The sequence below is a fragment of the Pseudomonas protegens genome (assembly GCF_003363755.1).
GTDB classification, from domain to species: domain Bacteria; phylum Pseudomonadota; class Gammaproteobacteria; order Pseudomonadales; family Pseudomonadaceae; genus Aquipseudomonas; species Aquipseudomonas danubii.
Window position 1 is genome coordinate 6,027,219 of record NZ_CP031396.1, and the last position, 22,089, is coordinate 6,049,307.

Here is a 22,089-nt window from a genome sequence, read left to right on the forward strand (position 1 = left end):
GCTGGCCAGCGAAGGCGCCGTTGGGAGCGCTGCAGGATTCGCCGGCCTCTTTGCCGGAGAGCCGGCTCCTACGGGGCCTTGCGCGGTGTGTGGGCTAACCGTAGGAGTTGGCTGGCCAGCGCAGGCGCCCTTGAGGGCGCTGCAGAACTCAGGGGCGGCGACGGACGAACTTGCGCCACAGCCACACCCACAGCATCGCGAGGGGGAAGGCCAGGATCACGAAAGGCAGGGCATAGCTGCCTTTCTCCAGGGCTTCGGCTGTGCCGTCGGACAGGTTGTCCAGCAGGTTGCTGAAGGCGCGCTTGAGGCTTGAACCGCGTTCGGCGCCGTTGCTGGGCAGGAAGTTCAGGGTCAGGCGGTTGGTGTCCAGGCGACGCTGTTGTCCGGCAGCTGTCTGGGCCAGCGCTTGCAGGTCGTTCTCGATGCCCGCTTGCTCCTTGCTCAGGGCGATCAGGTCGCTGACGCTGATGTCCTTGCGCGCCGCCAGTTCATCCAGGCGCTGTTGCTGGGCCTTGAGTCGCTGTTGCTGGCGTTGCACATCGGCCACGGCATCGGCCAGGTCTTCGGCGCTGGTGATGCGCTCCCCCAGTTCTGCCCCCTGGGACGCCTGCTGGACGATGGGCTCGACCCCCTCCGGAACGATTCGCAGCACCACCCGGGCGCGGTACGGGCCTTGCTCCAGGAGCAAGATGTTGCAGGGGCCGAACTGGGCTTTTTCGCAGGCTTCACGGGTTTGTGTCAGGTGCGGGCCGATTTGTTCGGCAGGCAGGGACAGGGTCAGTTCGTGCTCGTAGGCCAGCAGGGCGCCGGCCTTGCCCTGGGCCCCACCGAGGGCCACCGCAGAGCTGTTGTGATCACTGGGGGAGCAGGCGCTGAGGGCCAGGGCACCGAAGAAGGCAAAGGCCAGTCGGCGGCGGATGGCAGGGTGATCGTCCTGATGTTGCATGGAGGCTCCTTGAGTACTTGAAACTGCGGCCAGAGCGCAGGCGCGCATCTTACCGCTGTTCCCGGGATCACCACGATCGCGGCGCAAGTTATTTTCATCCATTTGCCTGGCTGATGCTCATGGGCACCGTGGTCAATCAGGGCTACACCTGTCGCCCTGTGCAACCCTCGTTACCCAGCGGTTCAAGGAGAACCTCATGAGCGAATCGGACATCCCCCCGGGCTTCAGTCCCTGGCCTCGCAGCAGCCCGCTGCTGGAGCTGATCGGCCCGGTCTATGGGCGTGGCAGTGGCCGTGAACTGTGCCTCGGCCTGCGCGCCGACACCCGCCATGCCAACGGCCGGGGCACGGTGCATGGCGGCATCATCGCCACCCTGGCGGACATCGGCATGGGCTACGCCATGGCGTTCTCCAGCGAGCCGCCGTTGCCGCTGATCACCGCCAGCATGACCCTCGACTACCTGGGGGCGGTGCAGGTCGGGGAATGGATCGAGGTGCGCCTGGAGCATGCCAAGCGCGGCCGGCAGATGGCCTTTGCCACCGTGGTGCTGCGAGTCGGCGAGCGTGAAGTGGCCCGGGCCAGCGGCGTCTTCGCCGTCCCAACCGCAGCCCTGTAGCCGCTGCTGAGCCTGCGAAGCTGCGCAAAGGTCCGCAGGACCTTGCCTGGCGATCCCCAGCCAAACCGCTATCGATCTTGAGAACCCTGCGTCCCTGCGGGCCGTTCGCAGCCTGCGGCAGCGGCTACACAAATCCCGGATCGGCATGGGCTCTGTAGCCGCTGCTGAGCCATGGCGAAGCTGCGCAAAGGTCCGCAGGACCTTGCTTGGCGATCTCTCGTCGGAGCTCTGTCGGTCTTGAGAACCCTGCGTCCCTACGGGCCGTGCGCAGCCTGCGGCAGCGGCTACAGCTGCTTCCAGTCCAGGCCGAAGCGCGCCAGGTATTTGCGCAGGCGATCGGCGTCGTTGGGGTTGGCCTTGCCCTGGCGCGATACGCTGAACAGCCGGCGCCCGGCGTCCGACAGGCTGTCGGCGCGACGGCATTCTGCAATCACCGCCTTGAGCTGCAGACGGTCGAACAGGTCCAGCTCTACCTCGTCGCCCAACAGTTGCTGCAGTTCATCCTCGGTATTTTCCAGGCCCCAGGCGTGGCGCAGGCGCTGGATTTCCTCCTCGACCTGGGCCTGGTCGATGCGTCCGCTGTCGGCCAGGGTGGCCATGCGGGTGATGGACGCCGACAGCTCGCGGAAGTTACCCAGCCACGCCGCTTCGCCGGAACTGGCGAAGGCCAGGTAGCGGCGCCGCGCCTCCAGGTTGAAACGCACCAGTTGCCCTTGCTCCCGGGCGTGGCGCTCCAGCTCGAAGTCGATGTTCGGCTCGATGTCTTCGCGGCGCCCGGCCAGCCCCGGCAGGTTGAAGGTCCAGAGGTTGATCCGCGCATACAGGTCTTCGCGGAACAGGCCCTGGGCCACCCGGTCGCGCAGGTCGCGGTGGGTGCCGGCGATGATCAGGAAGTCACTCTCCACTTCCTGGTCCGCGCCCATGGGGAAGAAGCGCTTTTCCTCGATGGCCTTGAGCAGCATGGCCTGTTCGTCCAGTCCCAGCTCGCCGATTTCATCAAGAAACAGCATGCCGCTGTGGGCCGCCCGCAGCAGGCCCTCCCGGGCGTTCTGGGCGCCGGTGAAGGCGCCCTTGATATGGCCGAACAGCGCCGACATGGCACCGTCGCCGCGCAGGGTGGCGCAGTTGACCTCGACAAAACGCCCCTGCACCTGATGCCGCCCACGCTTGAGCTCATAGATGCGCCGGGCCAGGAACGACTTGCCGGCACCGGTGGGGCCGATCAGCAGCATCGGTGCCTTGGAGCGCACCGCGACCCGTTCGATCTGCTCGATGGAGCGGTTGAACGTCGGGTTGCGGGTGGCGATCCCGGACTTGAGGAAGGCCAGGCCTTCCAGGCGCCTGTGGGCAAAACGCGAGGCGATGCGGTCGTAGCGCGACAGGTCGAGGTCGATCAGCGCATGGGTGCCGGTGGCGTGTTCGCTGGGGTCGCGGCGCCGGGCCGGCGAGGTCTGGATCAGCCGGGCAGGGAGGTAGCGCGCCTCGGTCAGCAGGAACCAGCAGATCTGCGCCACGTGGGTACCGGTGGTGATGTGCACCAGGTAATCCTCGCGCTCGGTATCGAACGGGTAGGCGCTGGTGAAGTCGTGGAGGGCGCCGTACACCTCTTCAAAATCCCAGGGATTCTTCAAGCCCATGGGGTGCAGGCGTACTTCGGTTTCCGGCGACACCTGGCGCACATCGTTGGCCACCCGTTCGGCCAGGCTGACATCCCGGGCGTCCAGGCCGTGGATCAGTTCCAGGCGCTGGATCAGCACGTCCTGCTGCTGGCACAGACCGACCGTGGGCCGCCAATGGCTCCAGCGATTGGCGCCCTTGCCGACGCGATCGAGGGTGGAACCAATAAAACCGATGGCGACCGTGGGCTTGCTCGACATGTTTATACCTGAAGATAAAAAGCGATAGGCAAAGATATAAAAATATCGAGTCGTTTGTCTTGTCGAATGGCCAGTGAAAAAGTGAATAAAAATAAAACCGTTATAAATCAATAAGTTAAAAAATAATTTGCTGGAAAAATAAAACCTGGCACAGCGGCTGCAATGTATCTGGCAACGAACGAGACAACAGAGCGAGACGCCAAGATGGCCAACTTCCAGCTGTTCAACACACAACAGGCAAAAGCGCCAGCGAGCACCACCCTGAACGCTTCCAAGGCACCGGCCTATGCCTACAACGCCAAGCATCGCCTGGCCCAGCTGGCGGTCACCGGTTGCCTGAACTCGACCTTCTACACCTCGCCTGAAGGCCAGCTGGACGCGGTGCTGCAACTGGTGAGCGAGCTGGACAGCCGCTTCGTCGCCCAGGCCGCCCGTTACGCTCGGCAGCAAGGCCATATGAAAGACATGCCGGCGCTGCTGCTGGCGGCGCTGACCGCGCAACGCTCGGCCCTGGTGCCGGAGCTGTTCGCCCAGGTGGTGGACAACGGCAAGATGCTGCGCAACTTCGTGCAGATCCTGCGCAGCGGCGTGACCGGGCGCAAATCCCTGGGGTCGCAGCCCAAGCGCCTGGTGCAGAACTGGTTGAACACGGCCAGCGAGCGTCAGCTGTTGCAGGCTTCGATCGGCACCAAGCCCTCCCTGGCGGACGTGCTGAAGATGGTTCACCCCAAGCCGAGCGATGCCTGGCGCGAAGCCTTCTTTGCCTGGGTGATCGGCAAGCCGGTGGATGTGCAGGCGTTGCCTGAGTTGACCCGCGACCTGCTGGCGTTTCGCAGCGGGGCGACACAGGAAGTGCCGCAGGTGCCGTTCCAGCTGCTCGGCAACGAGACACTGAGTGCCGGACAATGGGCGGCACAGGCCCGCAACATGGGCTGGCAGGGGCTGCGCATGAACCTCAACACCCTGGCCCGCCACGGCGCGTTCCAGGTGCCGGGTTGCACCGAGTACGTGGCGGCGCGGCTGGCGGATGCGGGGGAGGTGGCCAAGGCCCGGGTCTACCCGTACCAGTTGCTGGCGGCCTACCGCATGGCGGGCGAGGACGTACCGCAAGCGGTCCGCGAGGCGCTGCAGGATGCCCTGGAGCTGTCCCTGGCCAACGTGCCGGCGCTGGCGGGCCACGTGGTGGTCTGCCCGGATGTCTCGGGCTCGATGCACAGCCCGGTCACCGGCTATCGCCAGGGCGCCACCACGGCGGTGCGTTGCATCGATGTGGCGGCACTGGTGGCGGCGGCGGTGTTGCGCAAGCAGCCGGCGGCGCGGGTCATGCCGTTCGAGCGGGGTGTGGTGAACATCCACCTCAACCCGCGGGACAGCGTGATGAGCAATGCACAGAAGCTGGCCAACATCGGCGGAGGCGGGACCAACTGCTCGGCGCCCCTGGCTCAACTGGCCAACGCCAAGAGCCGCGTGGACACCCTGATCCTGGTCTCGGACAACGAGTCGTGGATCGATGCGCGGCGCCACGGCGCTACGGAAACGATGCGCCAGTGGGAGCGGATCCGGGCCATCAACCCGCAGGCGAAGCTGGTGTGCATCGACATGCAACCGGGGGCCACGACCCAGGCGCCAGACCGCGAGGACATCCTCAACGTCGGCGGCTTCAGTGATGCGGTGTTCGATGTGATCGAGCAGTTCACTGCGGGCAACTACGGTGCGCAGCACTGGGTCAAGGCAATCGAGGCGATGCCGCTCTGATCGCTGGAACATGAGATAAACCGTGCGCCGGCCAGCCGGCGCACACCACAGATTTTTTGATCATTGGCCCTGAATGCCGCTGTGACTACATCCAAAGGCGTCTCAGCAAATTTTGTCAGGGCCGGTGAGGGCACGAATGCCAGTGGCTGTACATCCTGGTTAAGCCGGTTCGAATCCGGCCATCAGTCACTACTTTTGTCGTGCCACCTTTTTTGCAGTTTCTGCGACGAATGCGGATGGAACTACATCCCAGGTTCGGGATGCGGGTTCGATTCCCGCCGGTGCTGGAAAACGGCGCCGTGGTTCAATGGTCAGAACACGAACGCATTGTTCCATCGACTCTTGTCGTCGCATCTTTTTTCCCGCCTCGGCGGGATGGCAGCGAATGCCACGGGTACTACATTTTGTCGCGGGTTCGAGCCCCGCCAGCCGTAAGGCTGTAGCTCAGTCGGTAGAGCAAATGTGCCTGTTCCCTTGTCGCTGCCCGCAGGCCCGGCCTGCACCGATTGACCCGGCGAATGCCGGTGGAACTACAGGACAGCGTGGTCGCGGGTTCGAGTCCCGTTCACCGCAAGGTGCTAGCTCAGAGGCAGAGCGCGCTGCATGTTCCACCTTCACTTGTCGCCGTCTGTACCGAACACCGAAATTCCGTAGGAGCTGGCTTGCCAGCGAAGAGACCCTTGAGATCGTCTTCTGCGCCCCCGGCTCCTACACACCCTAATGAACAAGGCCGGATCAGCGGCCACAGGAAAAAGAGTCAACGACATGGAACACAAAACCTACCAACTGCTGGAAGTGGCCAACGGCAAGCCGATCAAGATGTGGACCCAGGGCGTGCCCGTGGAAAACGAAGCCCGCCAGCAATTGATGAACACCGCGAAGATGCCGTTCATCTTCAAGCACCTGGCCGTGATGCCCGACGTGCACCTGGGTAAGGGGTCGACCATCGGTAGCGTGATCCCCACCGTAGGCGCGATCATCCCGGCCGCGGTCGGGGTGGATATCGGTTGCGGAATGATCGCCGCCCGTACTTCGCTGACCGCCTCGGACCTGCCGGATAACCTGGCCGGATTGCGTAGCGCCATCGAGGCCGCGGTGCCTCACGGTCGTACCTCGCCCCGTAGCGGTCGCGATAAGGGCGCCTGGGGCGATGTGCCGCAGCAGACTGACCAGGCATGGGCTGCGCTGCACCCGCGCTTCAAGGCGATCACCGATAAGTACCCGGCCCTGGCCAACAGCAACAACCGCCAGCACCTGGGAACCCTCGGCGGCGGTAACCACTTCATCGAGGTCTGCCTGGATGAGGCCAACCGGGTCTGGTTCATGCTGCACAGCGGTTCCCGTGGCGTAGGTAACGCCATCGGCAACCTGTTCATTCATCTGGCACAGGCCGATATGCGTCAACATATCGCTAACCTGCCGGACCGTGACCTGGCCTACTTCGAGGAAGGCAGCCAGCACTTCGAGGATTACGTGGAAGCCGTGGCCTGGGCCCAGGATTTCGCCCGGCAGAACCGTGAGCTGATGATGCAACTGGTGATCCAGGCCACCCGCAAGGTGATCAGCAAGCCCTTCGAAGTGGCGCTGGAGGCGGTCAACTGTCACCACAACTACGTGCAGAAGGAGCGCCACTTCGGTGAGGAGGTGCTGGTGACCCGCAAGGGCGCGGTGTCGGCGAAGAAGGGCGAGCTGGGGATCATTCCGGGGTCGATGGGGGCCAAGAGCTTCATCGTTCGCGGGCTGGGTAACGAGGAGGCGTTCTGCTCCTGCAGCCACGGCGCGGGGCGTACCATGAGCCGCACCAAGGCCAAGAACACCTTCACCCTGGCCGACCAGATCCGCGCGACCGCTCATGTGGAGTGCCGTAAGGACGAAGCGGTGATCGACGAAATCCCGATGGCCTACAAGGACATCGACCAAGTGATGCACGCCCAGCGCGAGCTGGTGGAAGTGCTGCACACCCTGCGTCAGGTGGTGTGCGTTAAGGGGTAGAACAATGGACGACATGGACGCCTTGATAGCGGCGCCGCCCGGCTGGCATTACCAGCTGAGCGACTACGAAGCCCGCCGCGTGCGGGAGGTGATGGACGAATTGGACCGGCACAGCGCCTGGCTGGAACTGAGCCGCTTCGGCAACGGTTTCGTGCGTCAGGCCGCCGTGCGCGGCCTGGCCGCACAGCCTTCGGCCGAGGCCCTGGCGGCCTTGCTGGAGCGTCTCAACGATTGGGTGCCCCAGGTACGCCAGGAGGCCGCTGCGGCGGTCGAGGGGTATCTGGCGCCAGAGCGCGCCGAGCTGCTGTTGCAGAGCCTGAAGCCGCTGCTGGCCCTGGCCGGCAAACAGCGCGCCGATCACGGTGCGACCCTGGAACGGGCGCGTTCGGTGTTGCAGTTGGCCCAGGTACGCGAAGTAGTTGAAGACGCCTTTGGTGATTGCCGGGGCAAGGCCGCGCGCTTTGTCTTCGAACTGTTGCTCGAAGGGGCGCAGGATCGGGCAGCGCTGCTGGCCCGGGCTTTGCGCCACAGCGAAGTCAGCGTGCGGCAGATGGCCGTGGATGCCTGCGCCGAGCTGCCCGCCGGGCAGGCCGTGCCCCTGCTGGAAGAGGTGATGCACAGCTGTGGGGCCAGTGTGCGGGTCAAGGCGCTGCGCTTGCTGCTGCCGTTGCTGGCCGATCCTCGTGAGTATCTGAGTCAGGCCCTGCTGGACCCTTCGGGGGCCTTGCGTTGCCTGGCCCATTGGGCCGCGCCCCGTCACGGGCTGGACCCGCGCGAGGTGTTGCTGCAACGGCTGCAACAGCCGGCACCACGGAACAAGCGCGCTTGGCTGGGGCTGTTGGGGCTGGTCAAGGAACTGCAGGAGCCCATGGCCGATGCCATGGTGCGCCAGGCCCTGGCCTCGCCGGCGCCGAGTGTGCGCCTGCTGGCCCTGCAGACCCTGGGCGAGCGTGGCATGGCCGAGCAACTGGCGGCCCTGGACGACGCCTCGGACAAGGTCTTCAACTGCGCCCTGGGCCTGTTGCACGAGCAACCCTGGGCGGTGTTCGACGAAGCCCTGGAACAGCGTCTGGACCAGCACTGGCACGACCTGCCGAAGGCGCGGCGCTGGGCCCTGCTGGCCCTCAAGCCGGGCTGGCGCCAGTTGGAATACCTGCTGTGGCGCCTGGGGCAGGGCGGCAGCGACGCCGCCTATTGGCGCCAGACCCTGGCGCACTGGTGCGATAGCCGCTACGGGATGTTCGACCCGGTCACCCCCAAGCCGCTGCGCGAAGCCATGCTGCAGCGCTTGCAGGCCATGGAGGCAGCCGGTGAATTGCCCGCAGGTACAGCCCAGCGCCTGCTTTGAAAAATGGAGAGCGCCTTTATGCAGCCGCGGCCACTGTTGACCCGAATAGAAGATGAACACTGCCGCGCGCTACGCCAGCAACTGAAGGAGGTGTATTGCGTCTTCGATTTTGTGCTGCTGGCGGTCGAACCCGAGGCGGTGGTGGATCAAGCCCTGCATCGCCGGGGCTTGCAGCACCTGTACCTGCAACTGATGGCCGAACGCCGCGAGCGCTGGGAGCAACTGCGCCAGGACCCGCGCTATGCCGACGTCGGCCTGACGTCGATGCGCTGGGAGCAGGAGCGGGCGGTGCCTGAGGTGCTCAGCCAGGAGCAGGTCCGGCAGCTGGTTTGCGAAAACCTGGAGCAGCAGGAGCTGGCCTTGTACCGGGCGTTTCGCCAGCCGCCATACGGACTGCATTTCCCCGGCGGCGCCGAACAGACGCGGCAGGTATACGGCCAATGGCTGGACGTGCTGGGGCTGGACCCCGAACAGCAGCCCCAGGTGATCAACTGGGTAGGCAACCTGGAACTGGACTGTCAGGCGCCGGACATGGGCCCGCACCTGCAGCCCTGGAGTGACTATTTCGACGAAGGCCTGGAGTGGTGGGGCGTCTGGTGCCTGACGGTGTGGAACCCCGTGCGCCGGACCCTGAGTGTGCTGGCTGCCAGCGCCACCGATTGAACAAGGAAAAAGGATCATGGAACACCTGGAGCGTCATCCCCTGAGCAGCGCCATGCGCGAGCGGGTATTGGCCGAGCTGGCGCGGATCGAGCGCGAGCGCAATGTGCAGGTGCTGTACGCCTGCGAATCCGGCAGTCGGGCCTGGGGCTTTGCCTCCACCGACAGTGATTACGACGTGCGTTTCGTCTACGTGGAAAAGCCCGAATGGTTCATCCAGGTGGATGCCGGGCGCGATGTGATCGAGCGGCCCCTGGACGACGAGCTGGACATCAGCGGCTGGGAACTGCGCAAGACCCTCGGGCTGTTGCGCAAGTCCAACCCGACCCTGCTGGAATGGCTGGATTCGCCCCTGGTGTATCGCAGCGAAGCGGCCGCCACCGCGCGCCTGCGGGAGCTGGCGGAGGCGTTCTACAGCCCGCCGGCAGCGCGCAATCATTATCTGTCGATGGCCAAGAAGAACTTTCGCGGTTACCTGCAAGGCGACAGCGTGCGTTTCAAGAAGTACTTCTACGTACTGCGGCCCTTGCTCGCGGTGCGCTGGATCGATCAAGGCCGCGGCCGACCGCCGATGACCTTCGCCGACCTGCTGACCACGGTCGACCACCCACCGCTGCTGGACGAAGTGGCCGAGCTGCTGGCCTTGAAACGCAGCGCCGAGGAGTCCGCCTACGGGCCGCGACGCCCGGCACTGCACGCCTTTATCGCCGCCGAGCTGGAACGCCCGGTGCCGAAACTGGCGCGCACCCATGAAGACAATGCGTTGCTGGACGCCTACCTGCGGGAAACGGTCCGGCACTACGCCTGAGGAATGAAATGAAACAGGAAGTCATCGAACTGGACGGCGCCATCGGCGGCGGCCAGGTACTGCGCAGCGCCTTGAGCCTGTCGATGCTCAGCGGCAAGACCCTGCGCATTCATAATATTCGTGCCCGGCGCAGCCGCCCGGGGCTGCTGCGTCAGCATTTGACGGCGGTGCAGGCCGCGGCCCAGGTCTGTGGCGCCAAGACCTCGGGGGTCGAACTCGGCTCCCAGGCCCTGACCTTCGAACCGGGGCCGATCCGTGGCGGCGACTACCGCTTCGCCATCGGCACGGCGGGCAGTTGCACCCTGGTGCTGCAGACCCTGCTGCCCGCCTTGTTGCATGCACCGCAACCCAGCCGCGTGAGCATCAGCGGCGGCACCCATAACCCCCTGGCGCCACCAGTGGATTTCCTCCAGCAGGCTTGGTTGCCGTTACTGCGGCGCATGGGCGGGCGGGTCGAGCTGCAACTGCTGCGCCACGGTTTTGTCCCGGCCGGCGGTGGCGAGCTGGAGGCCTTTGTCCAGCCGTCGGTGCTGCAGCCCCTGCACCTGCAAGAGCGTGGCGCACTGCTGGGCAGCCGGGCCTGGGCGCTGAGCGCGGGCCTGCCCGAGCATGTGGCGGAGCGCGAGTTGCGTCGGGTGCACAATCGCCTGGAACTGCCGCGGGAGCACCTCACCCCGGTGCAGCTGGATGAACAATACGGCCCGGGCAATGTGTTGTTGCTGGAGTTCGCCTTCGAGCACCTGACCGAGCTGTTTTGCGGCTTCGCTCAGAACAGCCTGCGGGCGGAGAAGGTCGCTGACCTTGCCATCGATCAGGCCCGTGACTGGTTGGATTCCGGCGCCGCGGTGGCCGAGCACCTGGCCGATCAACTGTTGCTGCCCATGGCCCTGGCTGGCGGCGGCAGTTTCACCACGCCGCGCATGACCGAGCACCTGGAAAGCAACATCCGGGTGATTGAAGCGTTCCTGCCGGTGCGCATCGAGGCGCGTTCGCTGGGCGCGCACCTGTTGCGGATGGAGTGCCACGGCCTGGGATGACAGCCCGGGGCGCGAGGCCCTGGCGCGGCTCAACCCGCTGTTGCAGATGGCCACCCTGACGGCCGTATCCTCAGCGACAGTGCGGCGATCCTGATCCGCCTCGGCCTGGAGTGTCGCGACTCCGGGCTGCTGCCTGAAGCGCCGTCGGCCTGCGCATCTGCACAGGCACTGGCTTGCTGGCGGCCCCCTCGGCGGCCCCCCGCTTCTGCAGTAGGCGGGGTGAGGGCGACAGATTGCAGCGGCAGTTGAGTTTGTACCGGCGAAACTGGCAGTCTGCGCGCCCGCGCTGGTGTCGGTTTTCTCACAAGGATGTACCCAATGGATGGCAATACCTGGCTCAAGGCCTTGAACGCACTGCTGACGTTTCTGCAACGCGTGGTGTTGCTCAGTGGCTGGTTTATCGCCGCGCTGATACTGGGGTTCACCATCAAGTCCGGGTTGCAGCCCTTTCTGGCGATGTTCCTGGCGTCGCTGCTGGGGGTGGTCGCGCTGGTGGTGCATGAGGGCGGGCATTACCTGGGGGCACGCGGGTGCGCAATGCCGGTGTTGCAGGTGCGGGTGGCCGCGGTGGAAATCCAGGTGCAGCGACGCGGCTGGCGGTTGCGCTGGGCGCCGCAGCTCAAGCGCAATCGCCTGGGCGGTTATGTGATTGCCGTGAGCAATCTGCAACGCCCGCTGCGGCGGCAGTGGATGGTGGTGGTCCTCTGCGGGCCGCTGCTGAACCTGCTGCTGGGCGCCGCTGCCCTGGGGCTCGGGCTGTCCTGGTCCGGGGTGCCCGGGGCCATGGCCCTGGCGTTCGCCGCGATCAATCTGGCCATGGGCCTGGGGAACCTGATGCCGGCCTGGCGGGTGTCGCCCAGCGACGGCATGCTCCTGCTGGGCTGGTTTATGCATCGCGACGATCAACGCCCGGAACTGGCCCAGGCGCGCCTGCTGGCCCAGACCGTGGCCGGGGTGCCCAGCGCGGAGTTGCCGCAGGAAGATCTGCAGCGTTTGGCCGAAGGCGCCATGCCCGGGCCGCTGCTCGCTTTCGGCTGTCGCCTCAATGCCCTGCAGGATCAGGGTGACTGGCCGGCCGCGGTGCAGATGGAACAGGCGCTGGAACAGCTGCTGGTGGCCCGGGCGACGGAGCTGAACGGCATGAGTGGCCTGATCGAATTGTTGCGTAGCGAATTGGCCTTCTGCCGCGCTTTTGTGCAGCGTGACGTCGCCCCCTTGAACAGCCCCCCGATGAGCGCCGAAGTGGATTGGAATGCGCCCTGGCTGCGACCGCGCTGCCTGGCCTTGCAAGCCTTCCTGGAGGGCGACCGGCAGCAGGGCGAGCATCATCTGCAGCAGGCGCTGCAGGCGGCCAATAACAGCGTGGTGCTGGCCCAGGGCAAGAGCGAAGCGCTGCTGGCCGAATACCTGCGGGCGTTGCCGGCACCAGGCCGCTAAAGGTCCGGCCCCCGGCATCGAATAGGCCGTTGTGCTGGCGCGGGCTTGCCTGCGAAGGTTTGCCGCAGGGGGACCAAGGTCTGTGCAGCGCCCAGCCGGTTTCCGGTGTGATGGGGGAGTGGGCGGGGTGAAAATAATCGGTTCGCGGCGGCAAACCTCTTATACTCCGGCGCCTTATTTTCCCTACCAGCCAGAGGAACGCCCCGTGGCCAACGAACCGGATCAGGATTTCTACAACCGCGCCGATGCCATCATCGAGTTGACCAACTCCCACATCGCCGACAGCAGCCGGGGCAAGGCCAGCGCTTCGCTGATGTACGCCAATGCGCGCTTCAGCGCCTGGGTCAGCGCCTGTGGCTGCCGTAATGCCGAGGAGCTGGCGGCGTCCAAGCAGCAGGCGGTGGACTATTTCCTTGAGGAGTTCCGCCTGATGCTGGAGGAGAACCTCACCGACTACGTCGAGAACTACTCGCGGTACATGAACGCCAATCCGGATTGAAAACAGTCGATGCGCTCTTGCCTGGGCCGCTTTCGTGAGACTGTCGGGCAGTCGCTTGCTGCCGCGCTGCAACCCGGGCACTTATCGCCTCGGGTTGTCTGCCGCCCACCTTGCATAACCCTTTGATCTGAGTGTTCCAGGACCACGGCAACCGTTGGTCCTGTTGTCTTGCGGCCATCCCGAGCGCCGCCAGGGGCTCAACTACACTGCGCCTGCGGCAAGTCTTGCCGGGCGTCGTACCTCCTCCTCAGGGAGGCCGATGGCACGGTGGCTTCAGGCCCCGCGACAGACAGGAACACATCCAATCAGCAAGGAGTGCCAACCATGATCGTCATTCCACAGCGTGTCATTGAAAACGGTAGTGTCATCTCGCTGCGCGGCGACTCGGGCAACTATATGTCGCGGATGGGCGCGACGGGGCTTGAGCTTTCCAAGGGCTCCATCGACCAATACTGCAAGTTCCGGGTGGTGCTGGTGCAAATCGGCACCGACAAGAAACTCGCGCTGCAGGGCGACACAGGCAAGTTCATGTCGCGCATGGGGGCGACGGGGCTGGAGTTGTCCAAGGACAGCATCGATCAGTATTGCCAATTCGCCTATGCCATCGATACCGCCAGCGGACAGGTTTCCCTGCGCGGCGACAACGGCAAATGGATGTCGCGGATGGGCGAGACCGGGCTCCAGTTGTCCAAGGACGGGATCGACCGGTTCAGCCAGTTCATGCTGGTTCTGGAAGGTTGATGCCCGGGTGATTGGGTAGCTCCCTGGCGCTGGCCGGGGCAAGACGGTGACGGTCATTCGCAGCTGCGAGCATTCGTCCACCGATTGAACCCGTGGTGCAGGGCCGGACACACTCTGTCGAACGCGAGTGCTGTCATCAGCGCCGTTGCCGAGTCGCTCGCGGGTATTCACACACACATTCTGGTCACACAAAACGTGATCGGCGTCACTCTTTTCTCAAGTGATCCATGACCTTGGTCGATAAGCTCTGCATGCCTATTGATACGGAGTTCGTCATGGCCTTGCTACCGGTTCGTCTGTCTCATCGTTTGACCCTCGGCAGTGTGCTGCTGTTGCTGTTCACGGCGTTGGCGGTGTTCGCCGTGATGACCTTGCGGGGGCAGCCCAGAGTGGTGGCGGCGAGCTCGGCCCTGATTGAACAGACCGGCAGTGCCATTGTCCGGCAACTGGCCTTGCAGTTGGCCGGGATCGAAGGGGTGACGGCCAGCATGGCCCATCTGGTGGAAGGGCTGCCCAAGGAGCAGGCGCTGGTGATGGCCACCTTGCCCAAGCTGATCGATCACGAAGGCGACAAGGCGATCGCCGGGGGCGGCATCTGGCCGCAACCCAATGCCTTCTCTGCCGGGGTCGAGCGCCGCAGCTTCTTCTGGGCGCGCAGCGATGCCGGGTCCCTGACGTTCTCCGATGACTACAACGCTGCCGGCAGCGCCGGCTATCACCATGAAGCCTGGTACACCGGCGCGCGCAACAGTGCGCCGGGGCGTTGCCTGTGGTCCGAGGCCTACCAGGACCCGGTGACCCAGGTGCCGATGACCACGTGCAGCGTGCCCTATCGTCAGGACGGCGCCTTCGCCGGGGTCGCCACCATCGACCTGCGCCTGGATGACTTGGCGCGTTTCCTCAAGGAACAGGGCGCGGTCACCGGCGGTTATGCCTTTGCCCTGGATCAGGCCGGCAATGTCTTGTATTTCCCCGATGCCCAGGCCAGTGCCGGTGGGCAGATGCTCAGCTTCGACGCCTTGAGCAAGCAGCAGCCCTGGCTGCATCCGGTGGCCGAGGCCCTGGCCAAGGCGGCGCCTGCCGGGCAGGTGCGCAGCCTGGATCTGGCAGAGGATGGCCGGCTGATGGAAGCGGCGCGGGTCAGCCTGTTCAGCATGCCCGGCAGCGGCTGGACCATCGGCCTGGTGACCCCCGAGCAGAAGGTCACCGGCCTGGCTCGGGCCATGACCACCGAGATCCTGCTGTTCCTGCTGCCGTTGCTGGCGCTCTTGTTGTTCTTCGCCTGGCTGGCCGGGCACAAGCTGATTGCCCAACTGGAGGAAACCACCCAGCAGATCGATGCCCTGGGCCGTGGTCAGGCCACGGACAACGCCGAGCTGCATGTGGCCCGGGCCGATGAGATCGGCGCCTTGCGCGGTGCGGTGAACCGCTATGCCGGGCAACTGCGGCAGATGTTGCAGAAGATCGCCAGCGAAGCCCAGCAGTTGCAGAACGAAGCCGCGCGCCTGGGTGAACTCAGCAGCACCCTGGCCCAGCGCGCCGAGCAGCAACGCCAGGAGAACACCCAGTTGGCCACGGCCATTACCCAGATGTCTTCCAGTGCTCTTGAAGTGGCGCAGAACACCAACAACTGCGCCGACACTGCCCGCCAATCCCTGGTGGTGGTGCAGGACGGCCAGCAGCGGGTCGCGGCCAACAGTCAGTCGATCCAGCTGCTGTCCACGGAAATGGCCGAGGCCACTGCGGTGATCCAGCGCCTGGAACAGGACAGCCAGCAGGTCGGCGCGGTGTTGGATGTGATCAAGGCCATCTCCGAGCAGACCAACCTGCTGGCGCTCAACGCCGCCATCGAGGCCGCTCGGGCCGGGGAGCAAGGCCGCGGCTTTGCCGTGGTGGCGGATGAAGTACGGACCCTCGCCGGCCGGACCCAGACCTCAGCCAACGAGATCAGCGGCATGATCAGCGATTTGCAGCAGGCGTCACGTCAGGCAGTCCAGGCGATTCAGGCCGGTGAGGCGCGGACCCGTGAAGCCGTGGGCGAGGCCTCTGGCGCGTCGCAGGCGCTGTCGAGCACCGTCACCAGCTTCGACGATATTTCCCAGCGCGCGCAGCAGATTGCCGTGGCGGCGCAGCAGCAGAGCCATGTGACCCAGGAGATCAACGAACTGGCGGTGCGCATCCACGGCATCAGCGAGGACAACGCCCGGGACGCCCAGGCACTGGACAAGGTCAGTGAGGCCATGCAGGCCCTGTCCGGGCGCTTGTCGCACCTGAGCCAGGGCCACAGCTGAAGACTCACTCACCCGGGCCGCCGGCGGTCCGGGTGAGTTTCAACTCCCTCTGCGGGGCGCTGTCGTCGCCCCGATTCAGTGTTGGCTGAACAGCACCAGCTGAAAGTTCAGCAACAGCCCCAAGGCCACCCCGCCAAAACCCAGCAGCCCGCTCGCCAGCGGTTTGCCCGCGGCCCTGTGCGTGGCTAGGAAGCGGGCAATGGCGGCGCCGACCAGCGCGCCCGGAAAATCGAACAGGTAGAACAGCCAGCCCATGCTGTCGATCGGGGAGGTGATCCACAGGCAGAACAGCTGCAGGTGCGCCGCCAGGGCCAGGGCCACTCCGGTGAACAGCGCCGGCGTGGGCCGGGTGCACAGCAGCAGGCCGAGGATCAGCCCCTGGGGCAGCCAGTAGGCGGCGAAGTTTTCCCAGAAATAATCCATCGGCTGCCAGGCCCGAACGATTGCCAGGGACAGCCCCCAGAGCAGCGCGACGATGGCGGGTAGGTACCTGAGGGGGGCAACGGGTACGGCTAGTGAGGGTGAGGGCATTGCAGAGTCTCGACGATCAGGGGCATCAGCGGTGGTGGCCGCCGGCTAGGGTATCTGTGGTGTCGCTGCAGAGTTCGTGGACGCATTGGCGCAACCAGCGATGGGCCGGGTCGGCCTCCATGCGCGGGTGCCAGAGCAGGGAAATGGTCAGCTCCGGTAGCGGTACCGGCAGGCGGAAACTGTGCAGGCCTTCTCGCAGGTTGCTGGTGTGGCGCTCGGGCACCAAGGCGATCAGGTCCGAACCCCGGGCCAGGGCCAGGGCCGCGGAAAAACCGCTGACCAGGGTGACGATCTGCCGCTGCCGGCCCAGGGCCTGCAGAGCATCGTCCATGCGGCTATGGTCGTGCCCCTGGTGGGACACCAGGATGTGCTGGCCGGCCAGGTAATGGTCGAGACTCACCGGGCCGCGGCTCAAGGGGTGGTCGCTGCGCACCACGCCGATAAAGCGATCGCGAAACAGCGCCCGGGTGCGCAACTCGGGGCTGGTGTCGGCATCGATCACTGCGGTTTCCAGATCGACGCTGGCCTCGCGCAGGGGCTTGCTGTCGCGGTCCAGCTTGGGCACGAAATGCACCCGTACCCCGGGCGCTTCGGCCCGCAGGCGGTTGACCAGGGCCGGGCCGAAGTTCTCGACGAAACCGTCGCGGCTGCGCAGGGTGAAGGTGCGCACCAGTTGCCTGAGGTCGATCTGCTCGGCCGGGCGCAGGGCGGCCTGAGCTTGCTCCACCAGCGGTCCGACTTGCTGGCGCAGCTCCAGTGCCCGGGGCGTGGGCACCAGGCCGCGTCCGGCGCGGACCAGCAGCGGGTCACCGGTGGCCTGGCGCAGGCGGGACAGGGCCCGGCTCATGGCCGACGGGCTCAGGTTCAGGCGCAGGGCGGCCCGGGCCACACTGCCTTCGCTCAGCAGTACGTCTAGGGTCAGCAGCAGATTCAGATCGGGAGTCGACATGGGCGGAATCTAGCACGCCCAGGGCTGACATGGCGTTGCATGCATCAATTAACTGCAAAGCCTGCGTCTTCCGCCAGGTCTGGCGCGGACATAGGCTGGCGGGCAAACGCCTTGATGGAGTCTGCGCAATGCCCACCCTTGAGTCGAACCGTCCCGCGCTTCGATCCCGTGCACGCTGGGCCCTGGCCAGCCTGTCGCTGGCGACGCTGATGCCGTCCCTGGACACCAGCATTGCCAACGCCGCGCTGCCGAGCCTGGCCCGGAGCCTGGAGGCATCCTTTCAGCAGGTGCAGTGGATTGTCCTGGCCTACCTGCTGGTGATCACCACCTTGATTGCCAGCGCCGGGCGCCTGGGAGATCTGCTGGGCCGGCGCCGGGTGCTGCTGGGCGGGATCGCCCTGTTCACCCTGGCTTCGCTGCTCTGTGGTCTGGCGCCAAGCCTTGGGTGGCTGCTGGCGGCCCGGGCCCTGCAAGGCCTGGGGGCGGCCCTGATGCTGGCCCTGAGCATGGCCCTGGTGGGCGACGCGTTACCCAAGGCTCACATGGGAACGGCCATGGGCGTGCTGGGCAGCCTGTCGGCCCTGGGCACCACTGTCGGCCCATCCCTGGGCAGCCTGCTGCTGGCCGGCGTCGGCTGGCGCTGGATTTTCCTGGTCAATGTGCCGTTGGGACTACTGGCGTGGCTGCTGGCCTGGCGTTGCCTGCCACAGGACCCCAAAGCCACCTCAGCCAGCGCTTTCGATCTGCCCGGGACGCTGCTCCTGGCCCTGAGCCTGGGTGCCTATGCCCTGGCCCTGACCCTGGGTGAGAACCCGCTGGCGCTGTTGAACCTGGGACTGTTGTCGGTAGCGGTGGGTGGGGGCGTGCTGTTGGTGTGGGTCGAGCGACGGGTCGCCGCGCCGCTGTTTCAGCCCGCCTTGCTGCGCCGGCCGCAACTGCGCCGCAGCCTGCTACTGAGCCTGCTGGTGTCCACGGTGATCATGACCACTCTGGTGATCGGGCCTTTCTATCTGTCCCAGGGGCTGGGGCTGGCGACTGTCTGGGTGGGCCTGTGCCTGTCCCTGGGGCCGCTGGTGGCGACCCTGAGCGGGGTACCCGCCGGACGCCTGGTGGATAGGCTCGGCGCCCGGCGCTTGTGCCGGCTCGGGCTGCTGGGCATGTTCTTCGGTCTGTGCCTGCTGGCGCTGTTACCCGTGAGCCTGGGGCTGGCGGGGTACCTGCTGCCCATTGCCCTGGTGACCGCCAGCTATGCGCTGTTCCAGGCGGCCAACAACAGCCTGGTGATGCTCGACGTGGCAGCGCAGCAACGGGGGCTGACGGCGGGCCTGTTGAGCTTGTCACGCAACCTTGGCCTGATCAGCGGCGCGGCCGCCATGGGGGCGTTGTTTGCCGTGATGTCGCGGCCGGGTGAGGGCGGTCCTGCCGATGTCGCGGCGGTGGCCCGTGGCATGCACTGGACCTTTGCGGTCGCTGCCGTCCTGATGCTGCTGGCGCTGATTGTCGCCTGTTTCGACCGGTTGTCCGAGGCGCCTGATCCGGCTTGTCGGTTGCCGCGCCCGAACTAAGCTTGGCCTGCACACCCCACCAAGGAGCAGGTCACCGTGAGTACACTTCGCACCCCTTCTTTAGGCCCGATTGTCGGGCACACCACTGATACGTCCTGCCGTTTATGGATCGCCGCCTCCGATGCCCTGGACGAGAAGGGCGTGGCGGAGGATATCCGCACCATCGGCGTGATTGGCGTGGTGGGCAGCAATGGTCGGGTCGCGGCGGACAACATCTTCTATTTTCGCTTGCGACGCGAGTACCACCGTACCGGCACTTTCAATCTCGGTGTCGACACCAGCCTGTGGAGCAACCAGGCCGCGCGCAAGCAGCTCAAGCCCTTTGTGCTGACGCCTGACACCCGGTATCGGGTGCGCATGGCGTCGCTCAACGTCGATGACGCGGGCAGCAACGATGATGATGTGTCCAGCGAGTCGGTGGTGCAGCGTCTGCCCGAGCCTGGCGCCTGGGCCAATGATCTGAACCGCACCGGGGCCGACAAGATGTACGTCGAAGCCGAGTTCACAACCCACCCCAGTGCCGGCGCCAAACCAGCGCCCCTGAGCTTTCTGCTGGGGTCTTGCCGCTACCCGGGGCTGCTGTGGAAACGCAAGAATTCCGACACCATCTTCGGGCCGATGCTGGCCGACCATGGGGATGCGCAACTGGTGCTGATGGTGGGCGACCAGATTTATGCCGACCTGTTCAACCGCCTGGTGCCGGTGGGGCTGGCGGATACGTTCGAGGAATTCGAGGAGCGCTACCACAGCGCCTTCGGCTCGCCGAACATCCGCCAATTGCTGGCCCACCTGCCCACCTACATGATCCTCGACGACCACGAGATCGAGGACAACTGGACCCAGGACCGGATTCGCAAGGACCGTGACAAGCGCCTGCTGTTCAACCTCGCCATGGGCGCCTACATGAGCTACCAGTGGAGCCATGGACCCCGCTTTGCCGACAGCTATGTCCATGGCCGGGCCATGACCGGTGACGACAAGTACCTGCAGCACTTGCAGACCAACCAGCTGTTCTACGACTTCTCCTGTGGCGACTACCCGTTCTTCGTGCTCGACACCCGTACCCAGCGCTTTCTCGATGATGTGCCGGACGCCCTGGAGGACAACCATCTGCTGGGTCGTCCTTCACTGCACCCCAGCGAACCGGGTCAGCTCGACCGGCTGTGTGCCTGGTTGCGCCACATGCAGGAGGATCGGGGCAACATCCCCAAGTTCGTGGTCACTTCCAGCGTCTTTGTGCCCAACGGTGTGGATACCGTGGGCACAGACTCTGATGCCGTGCGCCACAAGAACGACAGCGACTCCTGGTCGGCTTTCCCCTCCACGCGGCGCGCCGTGCTGGAAACCATGATCGAGCACCAGGTGCAGAACGTGGTGTTCCTGTCCGGAGACATTCACTGTTCGAACATTTCCCGGTTGACGTTCAGTGCCGCGGGTCAGGCCCTGAAGTCCTATGCCGTCACCTCGTCGGCCTTCTACTGGCCTTTTCCCTTTGCCGACGGTGACCCGGCCGGTTACGTGCACGACTCAACGGCGCCGCAGACGCCCGATAGCTTTGCGCTTCTCGACGGTACCCACACCATGGATTACCACACCTGGGCCTTTACCCAGGCCGATAACTTCGCCCGTCTCGACTTGCATCCCGACAGCGCCGAGTTGGTGGTGCAGTTCTACGGCGCCGACGGTGCGCCGCTGTTGACCCGCAAGCAGGACGACAGCGTGAACAACCAGGAGGAACGGCTCCGGCTGGAGCCCTGGTAACGGCGCCTTACAACCCCAGTTCCAGCGCCAGCAAGTCCGCCAGGGGCTGGCGCCGGCGGATCAGCTGTGGCTGGCCGTTGGCGAACAGCACTTCCGGCAGCAGCGGCCGGCTGTTGTAGTTGGAGGACATGCTGGCGCCATAGGCGCCGGTGTCGTGCAGCACCAGCAGGTCGCCAACCTGGGCCTGGGGCAGCAGGCGCGGGGTCAGGCATTCGTCGTCCTGGGTGAAGATATCGCCGGATTCGCACAGTGGGCCGCCGACCACGGTCAGCTGTTGCGGGCGCTGCACCGGCTGGCCGCTGGCGTCCAGCAGGCTCATGCCGTGGTAGGCGCCGTACATGGCCGGGCGCATCAGGTCGTTGAAGCCGGTGTCCACCAGCACAAAGTGATGCTGGCCGGCGGTCTTCACCACCCGTACTTCGCTGACCAGGCAACCGGCCTCGGCCACCAGGAAACGCCCGGGCTCGATTTCCATGCGCACGCCGTGGCCCAGGTAGGCCTCGATCTCCCGGCGCGCAACGCTCCAGGCGTTGGCGTAGCGCTGCACGTCCACCGCGGTGTCGCCGTCGCGGTAAGGGGTGGACAGGCCGCCACCAATGGAGAACGCCTCGATGTCGTGGTCCAGGGATTTCACCGCCGCCACCATGGCCGCGCCCACTTGTTCCAGGTGGTCGTAGTCGACCCCGGAACCGATGTGCATGTGCAGGCCCACCAGGTGCAGGCCGTACTGGCGGATCACCGCCAGGGCTTCGCCGACCTGATCGTGCCAGATGCCGTGTTTGCTGTTCTCGCCGCCAGTGTTGGTCTTGCGGCTGTGGCCGTGGCCGAAGCCCGGGTTGATCCGCAGCCAGACCCGGTGCCCCGGGGACTGCTCCCCGAGTTGACGGAGCATGTCGATGGAGCCGGCGTTGACCTCCACTTGCAGTTCCACCACGCGCTTGAGGGTGGCTGCGTCGAACAGGTCGCAAGTGAAGACGATGCCGGCATCCACCGGGCTGAAGCCGGCCAGCAGGGCACGCTCGATTTCTCCCAGGGATACGGCGTCGACCCGTACCCCGGCCTCGCGGATCAGGCGCAGCAGGTGCAGGTTGGACGAGGCTTTCTGGGCGTAGCGCACCACGTCGAAGGCCTGCAGCTGGGCAATGCGCGCCTGGATGGTGGCGGCGTCATAGCACCACAGTGGAGTGCCATATTGGCGGGCGGCGGCGGCGAGTTGAGCAGGAGAGAAGGGAATGGCCATGGCGATTGCTGTCTGTGGTCAGTGAGAGTGGCTGCA

Annotated in this window: 18 protein-coding genes and 1 pseudogene; 14 read left to right on the plus strand and 5 right to left on the minus strand. The window is 65.5% G+C overall.

Going from position 1 to position 22,089, the window contains the following annotated elements:
• Nucleotides 1–148: 148 nt before the first annotated feature.
• The gene (locus tag DWF74_RS27340; RefSeq protein ID WP_102880000.1) at nucleotides 149–946 is read right to left on the minus strand and encodes a DUF4349 domain-containing protein; all 798 of its coding nucleotides are present in this window, start codon (nucleotides 944–946) and stop codon (nucleotides 149–151) included.
• Nucleotides 947–1,142: 196 nt separating this feature from the next.
• Here DWF74_RS27340 and DWF74_RS27345 point away from each other — a divergent pair, with 196 nt between their 5' ends.
• Nucleotides 1,143–1,562, plus strand: a complete 420-nt coding sequence (locus tag DWF74_RS27345) for a PaaI family thioesterase (RefSeq protein ID WP_060843155.1) — start codon at nucleotides 1,143–1,145, stop codon at nucleotides 1,560–1,562.
• A 284-nt stretch (nucleotides 1,563–1,846) separates the two neighbouring features.
• On the opposite strand, the gene rtcR is transcribed toward DWF74_RS27345, so the two are convergent.
• Complete coding sequence (rtcR, locus tag DWF74_RS27350) at nucleotides 1,847–3,439, minus strand: RNA repair transcriptional activator RtcR (protein ID WP_115582102.1); 1,593 nt, start codon at nucleotides 3,437–3,439, stop codon at nucleotides 1,847–1,849.
• Between the two features lie 204 nt (nucleotides 3,440–3,643).
• On the opposite strand from rtcR, the gene DWF74_RS27355 reads away from it, so the two are divergent.
• The 11 genes and pseudogenes from DWF74_RS27355 (at nucleotide 3,644) to DWF74_RS31120 (ending at nucleotide 16,007) form a co-directional block, all read left to right on the plus strand.
• A complete protein-coding gene (locus tag DWF74_RS27355; RefSeq protein WP_115582103.1) occupies nucleotides 3,644–5,194 on the plus strand; it encodes an RNA-binding protein in 1,551 nt (516 codons plus the stop codon).
• A gap of 765 nt (nucleotides 5,195–5,959) precedes the next feature.
• The gene (locus DWF74_RS27360; protein WP_115582104.1) at nucleotides 5,960–7,186 is read left to right on the plus strand and encodes an RtcB family protein; all 1,227 of its coding nucleotides are present in this window, start codon (nucleotides 5,960–5,962) and stop codon (nucleotides 7,184–7,186) included.
• Between the two features lie 4 nt (nucleotides 7,187–7,190).
• Complete coding sequence (locus tag DWF74_RS27365) at nucleotides 7,191–8,534, plus strand: PBS lyase (protein WP_115582105.1); 1,344 nt, start codon at nucleotides 7,191–7,193, stop codon at nucleotides 8,532–8,534.
• 18 nt (nucleotides 8,535–8,552) lie between these two features.
• On the plus strand, nucleotides 8,553–9,197 hold the full coding sequence (locus DWF74_RS27370) for a hypothetical protein (protein ID WP_240321971.1): 645 nt from the start codon (nucleotides 8,553–8,555) through the stop codon (nucleotides 9,195–9,197).
• Nucleotides 9,198–9,213: 16 nt separating this feature from the next.
• Entirely contained in the window at nucleotides 9,214–10,002 is a 789-nt protein-coding gene (locus DWF74_RS27375; RefSeq protein ID WP_108542823.1) for a nucleotidyltransferase domain-containing protein, read from the plus strand.
• Between the two features lie 8 nt (nucleotides 10,003–10,010).
• Nucleotides 10,011–11,039: an RNA 3'-terminal phosphate cyclase gene (gene rtcA / locus DWF74_RS27380; protein ID WP_115582106.1), complete on the plus strand. Its 1,029-nt coding sequence runs from the start codon at nucleotides 10,011–10,013 to the stop codon at nucleotides 11,037–11,039.
• A gap of 318 nt (nucleotides 11,040–11,357) precedes the next feature.
• A complete protein-coding gene (locus DWF74_RS27390; RefSeq protein WP_115582107.1) occupies nucleotides 11,358–12,476 on the plus strand; it encodes a site-2 protease family protein in 1,119 nt (372 codons plus the stop codon).
• Between the two features lie 205 nt (nucleotides 12,477–12,681).
• A complete protein-coding gene (locus DWF74_RS27395; RefSeq protein WP_102864173.1) occupies nucleotides 12,682–12,975 on the plus strand; it encodes a DUF3144 domain-containing protein in 294 nt (97 codons plus the stop codon).
• Between the two features lie 324 nt (nucleotides 12,976–13,299).
• Entirely contained in the window at nucleotides 13,300–13,716 is a 417-nt protein-coding gene (locus DWF74_RS27400) for a fascin domain-containing protein (RefSeq protein WP_047285711.1), read from the plus strand.
• Nucleotides 13,717–14,249: 533 nt separating this feature from the next.
• Nucleotides 14,250–14,837: pseudogene (locus DWF74_RS31115) on the plus strand (cache domain-containing protein); the annotation flags it as partial.
• A gap of 3 nt (nucleotides 14,838–14,840) precedes the next feature.
• The gene (locus DWF74_RS31120; RefSeq protein ID WP_430757479.1) at nucleotides 14,841–16,007 is read left to right on the plus strand and encodes a methyl-accepting chemotaxis protein; all 1,167 of its coding nucleotides are present in this window, start codon (nucleotides 14,841–14,843) and stop codon (nucleotides 16,005–16,007) included.
• 75 nt (nucleotides 16,008–16,082) lie between these two features.
• On the opposite strand, the gene DWF74_RS27410 is transcribed toward DWF74_RS31120, so the two are convergent.
• Entirely contained in the window at nucleotides 16,083–16,538 is a 456-nt protein-coding gene (locus DWF74_RS27410; RefSeq protein WP_102864175.1) for a hypothetical protein, read from the minus strand.
• A gap of 25 nt (nucleotides 16,539–16,563) precedes the next feature.
• Nucleotides 16,564–17,487, minus strand: a complete 924-nt coding sequence (locus DWF74_RS27415) for a LysR family transcriptional regulator (protein WP_115582109.1) — start codon at nucleotides 17,485–17,487, stop codon at nucleotides 16,564–16,566.
• A gap of 128 nt (nucleotides 17,488–17,615) precedes the next feature.
• On the opposite strand from DWF74_RS27415, the gene DWF74_RS27420 reads away from it, so the two are divergent.
• Together DWF74_RS27420 and DWF74_RS27425 are read left to right on the plus strand one after the other, a co-directional pair.
• Entirely contained in the window at nucleotides 17,616–19,052 is a 1,437-nt protein-coding gene (locus tag DWF74_RS27420) for an MFS transporter (RefSeq protein ID WP_115582110.1), read from the plus strand.
• 36 nt (nucleotides 19,053–19,088) lie between these two features.
• Nucleotides 19,089–20,813, plus strand: a complete 1,725-nt coding sequence (locus DWF74_RS27425) for an alkaline phosphatase D family protein (RefSeq protein ID WP_102864178.1) — start codon at nucleotides 19,089–19,091, stop codon at nucleotides 20,811–20,813.
• A 7-nt stretch (nucleotides 20,814–20,820) separates the two neighbouring features.
• Here the strand turns inward: DWF74_RS27425 and lysA are convergent, their stop codons facing one another.
• On the minus strand, nucleotides 20,821–22,053 hold the full coding sequence (lysA, locus tag DWF74_RS27430) for a diaminopimelate decarboxylase (RefSeq protein WP_102864179.1): 1,233 nt from the start codon (nucleotides 22,051–22,053) through the stop codon (nucleotides 20,821–20,823).
• Between the last annotated feature and the right edge of the window lie 36 nt (nucleotides 22,054–22,089).

Coding starts and splice junctions, on each gene's coding strand:
- DWF74_RS27340 (WP_102880000.1), bottom strand. CDS start 946: ATGCAACATCAGGACGATCACCCTGCCATCCGCCGCCGACTGGCCTTT.
- DWF74_RS27365 (WP_115582105.1), top strand. CDS start 7,191: ATGGACGACATGGACGCCTTGATAGCGGCGCCGCCCGGCTGGCATTAC.
- lysA (WP_102864179.1), bottom strand. CDS start 22,053: ATGGCCATTCCCTTCTCTCCTGCTCAACTCGCCGCCGCCGCCCGCCAA.
- DWF74_RS27415 (WP_115582109.1), bottom strand. CDS start 17,487: ATGTCGACTCCCGATCTGAATCTGCTGCTGACCCTAGACGTACTGCTG.
- rtcA (WP_115582106.1), top strand. CDS start 10,011: ATGAAACAGGAAGTCATCGAACTGGACGGCGCCATCGGCGGCGGCCAG.
- DWF74_RS27400 (WP_047285711.1), top strand. CDS start 13,300: ATGATCGTCATTCCACAGCGTGTCATTGAAAACGGTAGTGTCATCTCG.
- DWF74_RS27390 (WP_115582107.1), top strand. CDS start 11,358: ATGGATGGCAATACCTGGCTCAAGGCCTTGAACGCACTGCTGACGTTT.
- DWF74_RS27345 (WP_060843155.1), top strand. CDS start 1,143: ATGAGCGAATCGGACATCCCCCCGGGCTTCAGTCCCTGGCCTCGCAGC.
- DWF74_RS27410 (WP_102864175.1), bottom strand. CDS start 16,538: ATGCCCTCACCCTCACTAGCCGTACCCGTTGCCCCCCTCAGGTACCTA.
- DWF74_RS27375 (WP_108542823.1), top strand. CDS start 9,214: ATGGAACACCTGGAGCGTCATCCCCTGAGCAGCGCCATGCGCGAGCGG.
- DWF74_RS27360 (WP_115582104.1), top strand. CDS start 5,960: ATGGAACACAAAACCTACCAACTGCTGGAAGTGGCCAACGGCAAGCCG.
- DWF74_RS27370 (WP_240321971.1), top strand. CDS start 8,553: ATGCAGCCGCGGCCACTGTTGACCCGAATAGAAGATGAACACTGCCGC.
- DWF74_RS31120 (WP_430757479.1), top strand. CDS start 14,841: ATGGAAGCGGCGCGGGTCAGCCTGTTCAGCATGCCCGGCAGCGGCTGG.
- rtcR (WP_115582102.1), bottom strand. CDS start 3,439: ATGTCGAGCAAGCCCACGGTCGCCATCGGTTTTATTGGTTCCACCCTC.
- DWF74_RS27355 (WP_115582103.1), top strand. CDS start 3,644: ATGGCCAACTTCCAGCTGTTCAACACACAACAGGCAAAAGCGCCAGCG.
- DWF74_RS27420 (WP_115582110.1), top strand. CDS start 17,616: ATGCCCACCCTTGAGTCGAACCGTCCCGCGCTTCGATCCCGTGCACGC.